This window comes from Bacillus sp. FSL M7-0558, assembly GCF_038003245.1.
Taxonomy (GTDB): Bacteria; Bacillota; Bacilli; order Bacillales; family Bacillaceae; genus Bacillus; species Bacillus pumilus.
In genome coordinates, this window is the sequence record NZ_JBBOOU010000001.1 from 2536467 (window position 1) to 2549718 (window position 13252).

Genomic DNA, 13252 nt, shown 5'->3' on the forward strand with positions numbered 1-13252 from the left:
GGATATAATAGCTTTTTTCATAATGAAAATATTGATTTTTTCGTATCTTCTATAAATTCTTTTTATAATCAGCCTTGCTGGCTTCTTAAAAATTCGATGAATGCTTTCACAACAGATAAATGAAGGGAGTCAGGCTGGTACATAAGCCATGTATCTCTTAAAACAGGCTGTCCATCTTTATACGAAAGACCTTTTACAAATAGCTCATCACTTGGTCTGAGGCAAATTTCCGGGACAATGGCGTAGCCTAAACCGTGCTTAACCATCTCTTTTGATGTATCCTGGCGGTCTGTCTCCATCGTCACAAGCGGAGGCATAGTAAACGTTTCCTGCCACCATCTGTTAATCAATCGTTTTAATGAACTATCTGTATGATAGTCAATGAGCGGAAGCTTTGGGAGGTCCTTTAGCTGGATTTCTGATTTTGAAATGATACAAAGCCGCTCTTTATCAAGCAAAAACCGCTCTCCATTCCAATCGTAATCCCCTCTTAAAATCCCTAAATGGACACTTGATGTGCCTAATAAATCCATGACTTTCGTGCTCCAGCCTGTATTCACCATGAATTGAACATGTGGATACTGCTTAGAAAATTCTCTTAAAATTTCCGGCAGCTTATACTGAGCAAAGTTACTTGAGACCCCTAACCGGATTGTCCCTTTGACCTTTTTTTGCATGTTGAGCATGCCATCTTTTGTTTGCTGAAGCTGTTTGAGCATGTCATTTGCATATGCAGCCAAGTACTCGCCTTCTGACGTAAATTCAATGCCTCGTTTTCTTTTAAAGAAAAGCTTCATATCAAACTCCTCTTCAAGCTGCTTCAACCGATAGCTTAAGGCAGGCTGAGAGACAAATAATTTTTCCGCCGCTTTTGTGATGTTCTTTTCTTCATAGAGCACCTTTAAAAACCGCCAGTCTTTCTCATCCATGGTGTGCCCTCCTTTTTCACTAGTTATAAAAAAATTTTATTGATTCCTCTTAAAATAATGTATTTAACTTATTTCTTATTATACTTTACCATTTTGATTAGATAAACAGTTCATTAAAAATTGAGGGTGAGAGCAATGAGAAAAGTTCCAATCACAATGATGCGAGGCGGTACAAGTAAAGGGGTATTCATTCAAGCAAACAATTCACCATTTGAACACGATGAGCTCGAGGCATTTCTACTAGACATTATGGGCAGCCCTGACCGGTTGCAGGTCGATGGAATCGGCGGCGGTAATTCTTTAACAAGCAAAGTGGCCATTATCGATAAAGCCACACGTCCAGATGTGGATGTGAACTATACGTTTGCACAAGTCAGCATCAATGAGAGATATGTCGACTTTAAAGGAAACTGCGGGAATATCTCATCAGCGGTTGGACCATACGCCATCATTAAAGGACTTGTTCAAGCGGTTGAGCCCATTACGACTGTACGTATCCTCAATACCAACACCAATAAAGTCATTGTAGCAGAGGTTGAGGTTGAAAACGGCGAAGTGAAATTTGAGGGAGATGTAGAAATTCCAGGAGTAAAAGGGACAGGATCTCCCATCTATCTATCATTTGAAAAACCTGAAGGCGCTGTAACAGGTAAAACCTTTCCGACAGGGAACCGCATGGATATGATTCAGACAAAATTCGGGGAGATTCCGATCTCGATCGTTGACATCGCAAATCCCATTGCCTTTGTCCGTGCGAAGGATCTTCATTTAAAAGGAACCGAATTGCCTGAGGAATTTTCAGACGCATTACTGGATGATTTAGAAGAGATTCGTTCCATCGCTGCTGAAATGTGTCACTTTGCGCCAAAAGACATGGCAACATTACAGTCACCAGCGGTTCCGAAGCTTGCGATTATTAGCGAACCTGCTGATTATGTCGATACAAATGGAGTGATGAGACGAGCAGCCGATATGGACATCATCGTACGCATGCTATCAATGCAAAGACCACACCAAGCGCTTGCCATTACCGGCTCTGTCTGTGTGTCAGCCAGCTGTTTTATGGAACAAACACTTCCTGCACAGCTTTATGATGGACAACATGATACGCTTCGAATCGGGCATCCTGCCGGAATTATGCAAACGGACATTGACGTGTCTCAAAACAGAGTCAAAGTCATTCGAACCGCAAGAGAAATCCTAGACGGGGTTGTCTTTACGAAACAAGATTATATTGTGCAGCCTCGTATAAAAAGAGAAGCCTGAAGCAGACGAGAACATCGTCTGCTTTTTTTAATGTTGAAGCGGGGCATCAATATCTCCCGCAGAATGAGCTTTGATCTGTCCTTTATCATCTTTTAGCTGAAGATGACCAAAGCGGTTAACACCGCTGCAAATGCCTTCTTCCCATGTTTGTTTTTCACGATCTAACGAAATGCGAAGCGGCTTGTTGAGTCGATATAACCGTTTGTTATAGAGGGCAGTGAGTGCTTCAAACCCTTCATTCTTCCAGCGTGTATGATATTTTTCAAAAGCCGTGGCAAGGTCCTTCACAAGCTGATCGGCTTTTAGCTCTGTCAGTTCAGATAGGCAAATGGTTTTGTACGGGACATGCTCCGGCTTCGTTTCTACATTGATACCGACACCAATATAAATGGCGCTGCGGTCTGCTTCTATTAATGTGCCGGATACCTTTGCTTCATTAATGAGAATATCATTCGGCCATTTGATCGCCAGCTGATCGTCCGCTCTCATGAGTGGTTTCAGCACATCATAGATTGCTAGTGCTGTCAGCGGAGCGATCGTTGATTGAGTGGAGAGTTCTTCTGGCGGCATGACTGTCATGGTTACCGCCACATTCCCTACAGGCGTTTCCCATGGCCTCCCGAGTCTGCCTCTTCCTGCTGTCTGCTGGCGTGCATAGACAGCAAATGAGGGCTTTTCTCCTTGCTGCATGAGCCTTTTCGCTTCATTATTTGTACTATCAATGGTGTCATATTGAAAAATCTTCATGTGTTCTCCTCTTGTTTCTTCTTGATATGATGCTTTTATTATAACAAAATGAAGTGTGCACGTTGATAAGGCATCATGCTACTCATTTCGCTGCGCCTGAAATGTCTTTTTTTCTTCTTCAGTAAATGGGACAGATGTGCCTGCATCTTTACTAATTTGCACCATCGTGACTGACCCTGTAAAGCATGGTTCCTGCTGCTCATTTTCTCCTAAGTAATGAAGAATGAGTGAGCTTGATCCTACCTTTTCCGGCTTGACATACACACGAAGCCTCTCTCCAATCTCTACCTGCTTGATGTAATCACATTGCAGATTAGCGACGACTGTCATGGTCTCTCTCACACGTTTCATCCGTTTATCAACAATTCCTGTTTTTTGAAAAAAGGCAATGCGCGCCTCTTCAAAATACACAAAAGGGGTGACATTGTTCATATGGCCAAACATATCCGTTTCTGAAAAACGAACAGTGGTTTCGACATAAAATCGAAAGGATGCCCTCCACTCTTCAAACGGCTCTTCAATATATGACGGCAATCTCACTTGATCATCTCCTTATTTGGAAACAAAACGCCTCTCCCGTATTGGAAGAGGCATTTGTTTATATGTTGCATCCAGCCTCTTAAACACTCATCATGATTGGCAAAGAGGACTGAATGTGATGTTATTCTGCGTGATCGCTTCCGAAGAAGTTACGGAATGCTTGTAAAGTTGTATCTCGGTTAAGTGCAGCAATTGACGTTGTCAGCGGGATTCCTTTCGGACAAGACTGCACACAGTTTTGGGAGTTCCCGCAGTTCGCAAGACCACCGTCTCCCATAATTTCTTCTAGACGGTCAGACTTATTCATCGCACCTGTCGGATGTGCGTTAAATAAACGAACTTGCGAAAGCGGTGCAGGTCCCATAAAGGAAGATTTATCATTCACGTTTGGACAAGCTTCAAGGCAGACACCACATGTCATACATTTCGAAAGCTCATAAGCCCATTGACGTTTTTTCTCAGGCATTCTTGGTCCAGGACCAAGGTCATACGTGCCATCGATCGGTACCCATGCTTTCACCTTTTTCAAGGAATTGAACATCCGGCTTCTATCAACCTGCAAATCTCTCACAACCGGGAATGTCTTCATCGGCTGAAGACGAATCGGCTGGTCTAACTTGTCAATCAAGGCTGTACATGATTGGCGCGGCTTTCCATTAATGACCATAGAACAAGCTCCGCACACCTCTTCAAGACAGTTCATATCCCAGTTGATCGCCGTTGTTTTTTTCCCTTGTTTATTGACCGGGTTCCGTCTAATTTCCATGAGTGCGGAAATGACGTTCATATTTGGGCGGTAAGGGATTTCGAATTCTTCATCATAAGGCTTTCCATCTGCTGTATCTTGACGTGTGATTATGAATTGAATCGTGTTTTTTTCACTCATCTTATTTCTCCACCTTTTTCTTCGAGTAATCTCGTTTACGAGGTGCAATTAACGATACATCGACGTCCTCATAGTGGAATGCAGGCTTTTGATTTTTTCCTTTGAACGTAGCCATCGTTGTTTTTAGGAACTCTTCATCGTTTCTCTCTGGGAAGTCTGGTTTGTAGTGTGCGCCTCGGCTTTCATTCCTGTTGTAAGCCCCGATCGTAATGACTCTTGCCAGCTGAAGCATGTTGTCAAGCTGACGTGTGAAGGCAGCGCCTTGGTTGCTCCATGAAGCTGTATCGTTGATGTTGATCTGCTTGTAGCGCTCCATTAGTTCTTCGATTTTCTGATCTGTTTTTAAGAGTTTGTCATTGTAACGAACAACTGTGACGTTATCCGTCATCCATTCTCCAAGCTCTTTATGAAGCACGTACGCATTTTCTGTTCCGTCCATGCCGAGGATGTTGTCCCATTTCTCCTGCTCTTTCTTCACGGCGCTGTCAAATGTTGCAGAAGATAGGTCTTCCGCAGACTTTTCAAGACCACTAATGTACTTCACAGCATTTGGTCCAGCGACCATTCCGCCGTAAATGGCTGAAAGCAGTGAGTTTGCACCAAGTCTGTTTCCGCCGTGCATAGAGTAATCACATTCTCCGGCAGCAAATAGACCTTTGATATTCGTCATTTGATCATAATCAACCCATAATCCGCCCATTGAGTAATGAACAGCAGGGAAAATTTTCATTGGAAGTTTACGCGGGTCATCACCCATGAATTTTTCATAGATTTCAATGATGCCGCCAAGTTTAATATCAAGTTCTTTTGGATCTTTATGAGAAAGATCGAGATATACCATGTTCTCTCCGTTGATGCCAAGCTTTTGCTCGACACATACGTCAAAGATCTCACGTGTTGCGATATCACGCGGTACAAGGTTTCCGTATGCTGGATATTTTTCTTCCAGGAAGTACCAAGGCTTCCCGTCTTTATATGTCCAAACACGTCCGCCTTCACCACGAGCCGATTCACTCATGAGACGAAGCTTGTCATCTCCAGGGATCGCTGTTGGATGAATTTGAATGAATTCTCCATTTGCATAATGAGCCCCTTGCTGATAGACGATAGATGCAGCAGATCCAGTGTTAATCATGGAGTTCGTTGATTTTCCGAACACGATTCCAGGACCGCCTGTTGCCATGATCACTGCATCTGAACGGAAGGATTCAATTTCCATTGTTGTTAAGTTCTGCGCGACAATGCCCCGGCATACTTCCTCGTCATCTAACACAGCGCCAAGGAATTCCCAGCCTTCATATTTCGTGACAAGTCCTGCTACTTCATAGCGGCGAACCTGCTCATCAAGTGCATATAATAGCTGCTGGCCTGTTGTAGCTCCAGCAAATGCTGTACGGTGGTGCTGTGTTCCCCCGAAGCGGCGGAAGTCCAATAATCCCTCTGGTGTTCTGTTAAACATCACACCCATCCGATCAAGTAAATGGATAATGGACGGCGCTGCTTCACACATTGCCTTAACTGGCGGCTGGTTGGCTAAGAAGTCTCCGCCATACACCGTGTCGTCAAAATGCTCATAAGGTGAATCCCCTTCACCTTTTGTATTCACCGCTCCGTTGATTCCGCCCTGTGCACATACAGAATGCGAACGTTTTACAGGTACGATTGAAAATAGTTTAACAGCTGTTCCCGCTTCTGCTGCTTTAATAGTTGCCATGAGACCAGCTAAGCCGCCTCCGACAACGATGATGCTAGAATTACTCATTGTAGCCCCTCTCCCTCTTCTACTAATCTATTTCCTCTTAAACAAAAGCGAAAATTGCTCTTAGCCCTACATATGAAAGCGCTATAAATATACCTAATGTCACATATGTGGAGATTCTTTGTGAGCGTGGTGAAACAGTAATTCCCCAGCTGACAGCAAATGACCACAAGCCATTAGCAAAGTGGAAAATAGTAGATAAAACGCCGACAATATAGAAGCCTAGCATAAATGGAGAGCTTAAAATATTCGCCATCATGTCATAGTTCACTTCAGCTCCAAGCTGAGCTTGAATTCGTGTTTCCCATACATGCCAAGTCACAAAAATCAATGTGATGATACCTGAAACCCTTTGCAGTCTGAACAACCAGTTTCTTAAGTAACTGAAGCGAGACGTATTGTTTTGTGCCGTAAAGGCTATGTACACCCCATAAACAGCATGATAGATCAGTGGTAAGAAAATCACGAACAGCTCAAGTGCATATCTGAATGGAAGCTGTTCCATAAAGTGTGCAGCTTTGTTAAACGCCTCTGGTCCATTCGTCGCAAAGTGGTTAATCACTAAGTGCTGAATTAAAAATAGACCGACCGGAATGACGCCAAGCAAAGAATGCAATCTCCGATAAAAAAATTCTTTGTTCCCCGACATTACTTTACCCCCTAGTAAAAAGTGCAATTGCTGAAAATTGTCTTACCCCCGCTTCTTTCAATTGTAAGCACTTTATTCAAATTTATTGACAATTTCATTTTACTCCTATGTCAAAAAAGCGTCAAGAAACCGCGTACATAAATTAAAATTTTCCGAAATTTAAAAGTTTTAAATCAAAATTCGTTTTACTACAATAAGAATTTCTTAGACTTCAGGGAAAACTCTGTCATCATATGCTCACATAAGCTATAATAAATTGTTGAAAGAGGGGAGCCGTACAATGAATAAATTCGAATCTAACTTAGAACAGCTAAAAGAAATTGAAGTCAATGGATTTGCCTACGAGCTGATACGCGAAGTTCTGCTGCCTGATATTTTGGGTCAGGATCATTCATCTATGATGTATTTTGCGGGTAAGCTGCTTGCTCGTAAATTCCCTCAAGAGTCATGGGAGAAAATCCCCGAATTTTTCCATGATGCCGGATGGGGAACTCTCACGATGGTCCATTCGAAAAAACAGGAAATTGAGTTTGAGCTCGAAGGTCCACTAGTATCAAATCGACTTACCTATCAAAAGGAGCCATGCTTTCAGATGGAAGCAGGTTTTATTGCTGAACAAATCCAGCTTCTCAACGAGCACGTGGCTGAATCTTATGAACAAGTGAAAAAGCGTGCTGATAAAGTCATTTTAACCGTTAAATGGGATTTAAGAGACCCTAGCTAACACTCTTTATGAAAGGCGCGGACTTTAGGTCACGCCTTTTTTGTTTGCCTTCTTCTATCATAGCATACTTAGTGAATGGGTTTACGTACGTTTTCCTTTCTAGTATGGGGGTTTCGGATATAAAAAAGAGGTGCACTCTTTTAAGAGATACACCTCCCTGCCTGTTTAAGAATGGGCAGCTACCTTTGATAAATCAAACGCATCATGCAGTGCTTCAACGGCTTTGACCATATCGTCACGGCCAACCACTGTTGAGACTTTGATTTCAGACGTACTGACCATTTTCACTTGTATGTCTTTTTCCGCTAACACAGCGAACATTTCAGCGGCTACGCCTGGATTTGAGACCATACCAGATCCAACGATAGATACTTTGGCTAATTTGCTTTCTGTCTCGATCTGTTCGTAGCCAAGTGCTCCTTTATATTCTTCTAACACTTCAACTGTTTTAGACAAATCATCCGTTTTCACAGAGAAAGAGATCGACGTCTGATTGGTGCTTGTGACGGACTGAATGATGATATCCACATTGATATTTTGTTTCGCAAGTGTCGTAAAAATGGTCGATAATGTGGTGAGACCGCTTGAAAGACCGCACACCGTCACGCGTGTAATCTGATCCTCAAATGCAATGCCTCTGACGACTAAATTTTGTTCCATGGATGATTCCTCCTCAATTAACGTACCCGATTCATTTTCAATACTAGAACGGACTTCTAGTGGGACTTGATAATTTTTCGCAAATTCGACAGCTCTCGGATGCAAGACACCAGCTCCTAAATTAGCCAGTTCGAGCATCTCATCGTATGAAATACCTGCAAGCTTCCGCGCGGCCGGTACATAGCGCGGATCTGTCGTAAATACTCCTGGTACATCTGTGTAAATATCACATTTATCCGCTTTTAGTGCGGCAGCAAGTGCTACAGCCGTCGTATCTGATCCACCGCGTCCAAGTGTTGTGATATGCAGGTCATCTGCAATTCCTTGGAATCCTGCCACAACAACGACTTTCCCAGCACTTAATTCCTCTTTTATTCTTGATTCATCGATGTCCACGATTCTTGCGTTACCGTGTACCTGCTCTGTTTTCATACCAGCCTGCCAGCCTGTAAAGGAAATCGCATCATAACCTTTTGCTTGCAGCGCCATCGTTAATAAGGAAATGGTCACTTGCTCTCCAGTTGCGAGCAGCATATCCATTTCTCTTTTGCTCGGATGATCTGTGAGTTCTTTCGCTAGGTCTACTAGAACATCCGTTGATTTACCCATTGCCGACACAACCACAACCACATCATGTCCGGCCTCGCGTTCAGCGATGACCCTTTCTGCAGCATTGCGAATTTTTTCTGTCGATCCAACAGACGTTCCGCCAAATTTTTGTACAATTAGTCCCATGTCTACCACCCTTTTTCAAAAGATCACGTGTGAGAGAAGAGGCAAGAAGCGGCTTTGGAGACTGCCTGCTCACTGCAAATAAAAAAAGCAATGAGAGAACAGATCTCCCATTGCTTTATAATCATCATCAAACGATGCAAACAATGAGATAGCCCTCCAAGAAATACATTCTTGACAGCCCTACATTTCTTCAATGTACAGCCAGCGAATAAAATGAGTGGATTTTATTCACTTCGGCGACGCTCCCCTTTTAGCCCTCTTCCTAGATCCCATCGATCTCTGAAGGCTTACTCTTGAAGTTCGCACCTCTATCTTCAACAAACAACACGTTCATTTATTAAATTTAGTCACAATCTTAACAGACTTTTGGAAAAAGTACAATCTATTTTTTTAAAGCTTCCATTAAAAGCTCGGCCGTTTGTTTCGGGATACCAGCCTCCTGAAAGTCTTGGATAGAGGCTTCTTTCATCTTTTTCACAGAGCCAAAATGTTTAAGAAGCTGTTTTTTACGCTTTTCTCCGATACCTGGCACATCGTCTAAAATAGATTGAAATGCATTTTTTCCGCGCAGCTGCCGGTGAAAGCTAATCGCGAACCGGTGCACTTCATCTTGAATGCGCTGCAATAAATAGAAGGCCTGGCTATTTCGCTCTAGTGCAACAATTTCCAGTGTATCGCCCATCATCAAATTGGATGTCCGGTGCTTTTCATCTTTGACTAGACCTGCTACTGGAACAGACAGATTCAATTCATTTTCAAGCACATCTATCGCTGCATTGATCTGTCCCTTTCCCCCGTCAATTAAAATCAAATCTGGTAGCGGGAGCTCATCCTTTAACACGCGGGTATATCGCCTTCTAATGACTTCACGCATCGATGCATAATCATCTGGACCTGTGACGGTTTTAATTTTGTATTTTCGGTATTCCTTTTTATACGGCTTCCCGTCCTGAAAGACGACCATGGCAGAAACCGGGTCTGCACCTTGAATATTCGAGTTATCAAATGCCTCAATCCGGTAAGGCATATAAATATTTAGTGCATCTCCAAGCTGCTTCACTGCACCAATGGACCGCTCTTCATCACGCTCAATGAGCGAAAATTTTTCTTTTAAGGCAATTTTGGCATTTTGATGGGCAAGTAAAAGCAAATCCTTTTTCTTTCCTTTTTTCGGCTGATGAACGTTCGTCTCAAGCAATTGTTCAATCATCTCTTGATCTACGCTATCTGGCACCAAAATTTCCTTCGGCAGAAAGTGGTTGTTCTTTGCATAAAATTGTCCCATAAATGTGAGAAACTCTTCCTCAGGGTCTTGATACATAGGAAACAGGCTGACATCGCGTTCAATCAATTTCCCTTGCCTAATGAAGAAGACCTGGACACACATCCAGCCCTTGTCATAGGCATATGCAAAAACATCTCGATCTGATAAATCGCTCATCGTCATTTTCTGCTTTTCCATCGTTGAGTCGATGTAAGCGATTTGGTCTCTCAGTTCTTTTGCCCGTTCGAACTCTAATTGTTCGGCGGCTTCCTGCATCTTTTCGGTGAGTTCTTTTTTGATTTGCTGATGTCCTCCGTTTAGAAACCTTATGATTTCGTCCACGAGCTGCTTATTCGTTTCTTCAGAAATGTCATACACACATGGCGCGAGACATTGTCCAAGATGATAATAGAGACAGACACGGTCAGGGAGGGTGCTACATTTTCTGAGAGGATATAAACGGTCGAGCAGCTTTTTCGTTTCTCTTGCTGCCTGTACGTTCGGGTATGGACCGAAATATTTCCCTTTATCCTTCTTCACATTGCGTGTGACGATCAGCTTAGGATGCCGTTCATTCGTAATTTTAATAAAAGGATACGTTTTGTCATCCTTGAGCATGACATTGTATTTTGGGTCGTATTTTTTGATTAAATTCAGCTCTAAAATGAGTGCCTCGATATTAGAAGAGGTGACAATGTATTCAAAGTCCTCAATTTCACTGACAAGCCGCTGCGTTTTGGCGTCATGAGATCCAGTGAAATAAGAGCGTACTCTATTTTTTAAGACCTTTGCCTTCCCCACATAAATGACTGTATTTTGCCGATCTTTCATTAAATAGCAGCCTGGTTGATCTGGCAAGACCGATAGCTTTTCTTTGATCAGTTTGTTCATCTTTTCATCCGTCCTTGTTTTCCTCTTTCACTCCTTCTAGTGTATCACGAACATTTGTTTTATACCATGTTGAAAGAAAAGCGGCTCTCGTCTTTACGAGAACCGCTTTAGTGAGTATGCCGATTGGGCATAGACAGGTTTATAGATGTTTGTTAACAAGCTCAGCAAGTGCTTCTTTTGGTTTGAAACCAACAGAAGTTTCTACCACTTCACCGTCTTTTAAAACAAGAAGTGTTGGGATACTCATCACGCCGTATTTACCAGCAGTTTCTTGGTTATCGTCTACATCAATTTTTACAATTTTCATTTTATCGCCCATTTCTTGATCAAGTTCTTCAAGAACTGGAGCAATCATTTTACAAGGTCCGCACCATGGTGCCCAAAAGTCCGCAATAACAACACCTTCTGCAGTTTCTTGTGAAAATGTTGCGTCAGTAGCTTTTACGATTGCCATTATTCATTCCTCCAATGTAAATTATGCTTTTTAGTATAGCATCTACCAATGTGACTTGCGAATGAAATGCTTACGAATCATTTTTTATGAAATGAATTAAAAAACAAACCGTACAATCGCACCAATGACAACAATTGCACCGATAATCATGAGAATCGTTCTAAGCATATAAATAACTCCCTTTCCGCTTCGTTTACAATGTATGATGCCCCAACATCCTGCTCATCAAACATCTAAATATGCGATCAAGCGAGATCAATCGTAATCATCACCACAGACATTGGCGGCAGCTCTATGCTCAACTCACCGGGTTTTACAGCAAATTGCTGAAACTCTGCTGGCTGGACAGCATGAGGATCATCAAATGTGTTGTGCGCATTCATGCGGTTTGCTGTCAGCACGCGGCCCGTGACTTTCGTTTCTGCATCCACACCTTCAATGGCAAGGGATACTTCGTTTTGTTCATGCGGATTCAGGTGACAGAAGCTAATATGCATCTTATCTGACGAACGCGAAGCTGACACGCTAACCTGAGGTATTTTTTCTCCTCTGCGTTCATAAGGCGTTGACACGAATTCCACTTCAAGTGCTTCTTCCTCTTGATGCACTTGAAACATGTGAAACACATGATACGTAGGTGTCAGAAGCATCTTTTCGTCTTCCGTTAACACCATTGCTTGCAGAACATTGACCGTCTGGGCAATATTCGCCATATGAATCCGCTGGCAATGACGATGAAAGATATGAAAATGAAGGGCACAAACAAGTGCGTCTCTTAGTGTGTTTTGCTGATACAAAAACCCTGGATTTGTTCCTGGTTCTGGGTCATACCATGTCCCCCATTCATCAATGATCATCCCGATTCGCTTGTCTGGATCATAACGATCCATGATCTCTCCATGATCCACGACAAGCCGTTCCATCTCATAGGCTTTTTTCAACGTAATAAACCATTCATCTTCATCAAATTCAGTCGCTGACCCTTTCTTCTCCCACGTACCAGGTACAGTGTAGTAATGCAAACTGAGTCCATCCATCCAAGGTGCGGCGCGCTCCATTAATACTTTTGTCCAATTCACATCATTTGAATTGGCTCCGCACGCAATTTTGTATATGGATTGACCTGCAAACTCTCTCACATACGTTTGATATCGTTTATATAAATCGGCATAGTATTCAGGCGTCATATTCCCGCCGCAGCCCCAGCTTTCGTTTCCTACACCAACATAGGTCAAATCCCAAGGTTCTTGTTTTCCATTTTGAATGCGCCAATCAGACATAGGTGTTCCCTTTGGAAAGGTGATGTACTCGACCCAGTCTGCTAATTCTTGAACAGTCCCACTTCCCACATTTCCGCAAATATAAGGCTCACATTCAAGCAGCTCACACAATTTCATAAACTCATGTGTACCAAATTCATTGGATTCAACCGTACCACCCCAATGAGTGTTCACCATCGGCTTTCGTTCGCTGAGATCACCTACACCATTTGCCCAATGATACTCGTCTGCAAAGCAGCCGCCCGGCCACCTAAGCACCGGAATATGTAATGCTTGAAGGGCTTTTAGCACATCCGTACGAATCCCCTCAATATGATCGATCTCTGAATCTTTTCCGACCCAAATCCCATCATAAATCCCTCTTCCTAAATGCTCTTGAAAATGTCCATAGATGTGTTTAGAAATACGTCCGATCACGTCATTCACTTTTACTGTTCCCTTCACTTATCAACCGCTCCTTTGTGTATT

At 42.8% G+C, this 13252-nt stretch carries 12 protein-coding genes and 1 riboswitch; of the genes, 2 read left to right on the forward strand and 10 right to left on the reverse strand.

Features of this window, described 5'->3' with window-relative positions:
- Nucleotides 1–68 precede the first annotated feature (68 nt).
- Nucleotides 69–929: a LysR family transcriptional regulator gene (locus MHB79_RS12830; RefSeq protein WP_061409004.1), complete on the reverse strand. Its 861-nt coding sequence runs from the start codon at nt 927–929 to the stop codon at nt 69–71.
- Nucleotides 930–1064: 135 nt separating this feature from the next.
- Here MHB79_RS12830 and MHB79_RS12835 point away from each other — a divergent pair, with 135 nt between their 5' ends.
- A complete protein-coding gene (locus MHB79_RS12835; RefSeq protein ID WP_340989913.1) occupies nt 1065–2195 on the forward strand; it encodes a 2-methylaconitate cis-trans isomerase PrpF family protein in 1131 nt (376 codons plus the stop codon).
- A 27-nt stretch (nt 2196–2222) separates the two neighbouring features.
- On the opposite strand, the gene MHB79_RS12840 is transcribed toward MHB79_RS12835, so the two are convergent.
- The 5 genes from MHB79_RS12840 to MHB79_RS12860 form a co-directional block, all read right to left on the reverse strand.
- Nucleotides 2223–2942 carry a biotin--[acetyl-CoA-carboxylase] ligase gene (locus tag MHB79_RS12840; RefSeq protein WP_340989915.1) on the reverse strand — a complete coding sequence of 240 codons (720 nt, stop codon included), beginning with the start codon at nt 2940–2942 and terminating at the stop codon, nt 2223–2225.
- A gap of 78 nt (nt 2943–3020) precedes the next feature.
- Nucleotides 3021–3482 (reverse strand): acyl-CoA thioesterase, encoded by a 462-nt coding sequence (locus tag MHB79_RS12845; RefSeq protein ID WP_340989917.1) that lies wholly within the window; start codon nt 3480–3482, stop codon nt 3021–3023.
- Nucleotides 3483–3603: 121 nt separating this feature from the next.
- A complete protein-coding gene (gene sdhB / locus MHB79_RS12850) occupies nt 3604–4368 on the reverse strand; it encodes a succinate dehydrogenase iron-sulfur subunit (protein WP_003216443.1) in 765 nt (254 codons plus the stop codon).
- Nucleotide 4369: 1 nt separating this feature from the next.
- A complete protein-coding gene (gene sdhA / locus MHB79_RS12855) occupies nt 4370–6130 on the reverse strand; it encodes a succinate dehydrogenase flavoprotein subunit (protein WP_003216403.1) in 1761 nt (586 codons plus the stop codon).
- A gap of 37 nt (nt 6131–6167) precedes the next feature.
- Nucleotides 6168–6776 carry a succinate dehydrogenase cytochrome b558 subunit gene (locus MHB79_RS12860; RefSeq protein ID WP_003216544.1) on the reverse strand — a complete coding sequence of 203 codons (609 nt, stop codon included), beginning with the start codon at nt 6774–6776 and terminating at the stop codon, nt 6168–6170.
- A gap of 280 nt (nt 6777–7056) precedes the next feature.
- Between MHB79_RS12860 and MHB79_RS12865 the strand changes: the two genes are divergently transcribed.
- Nucleotides 7057–7500: a YslB family protein gene (locus tag MHB79_RS12865; protein ID WP_003216293.1), complete on the forward strand. Its 444-nt coding sequence runs from the start codon at nt 7057–7059 to the stop codon at nt 7498–7500.
- A gap of 165 nt (nt 7501–7665) precedes the next feature.
- Here the strand turns inward: MHB79_RS12865 and MHB79_RS12870 are convergent, their stop codons facing one another.
- From MHB79_RS12870 to MHB79_RS12885, 4 genes are all read right to left on the reverse strand, one after another.
- Nucleotides 7666–8895 carry an aspartate kinase gene (locus MHB79_RS12870; RefSeq protein WP_061409010.1) on the reverse strand — a complete coding sequence of 410 codons (1230 nt, stop codon included), beginning with the start codon at nt 8893–8895 and terminating at the stop codon, nt 7666–7668.
- A gap of 141 nt (nt 8896–9036) precedes the next feature.
- Nucleotides 9037–9214, reverse strand: a riboswitch (Lysine riboswitch).
- A gap of 63 nt (nt 9215–9277) precedes the next feature.
- A complete protein-coding gene (gene uvrC, locus MHB79_RS12875; protein WP_050943614.1) occupies nt 9278–11050 on the reverse strand; it encodes an excinuclease ABC subunit UvrC in 1773 nt (590 codons plus the stop codon).
- Between the two features lie 139 nt (nt 11051–11189).
- On the reverse strand, nt 11190–11504 hold the full coding sequence (gene trxA / locus MHB79_RS12880) for a thioredoxin (RefSeq protein ID WP_003216330.1): 315 nt from the start codon (nt 11502–11504) through the stop codon (nt 11190–11192).
- 245 nt (nt 11505–11749) lie between these two features.
- Nucleotides 11750–13228, reverse strand: coding sequence for an alpha-N-arabinofuranosidase (locus MHB79_RS12885; RefSeq protein ID WP_113387212.1), 1479 nt, complete (start codon nt 13226–13228; stop codon nt 11750–11752).
- Between the last annotated feature and the right edge of the window lie 24 nt (nt 13229–13252).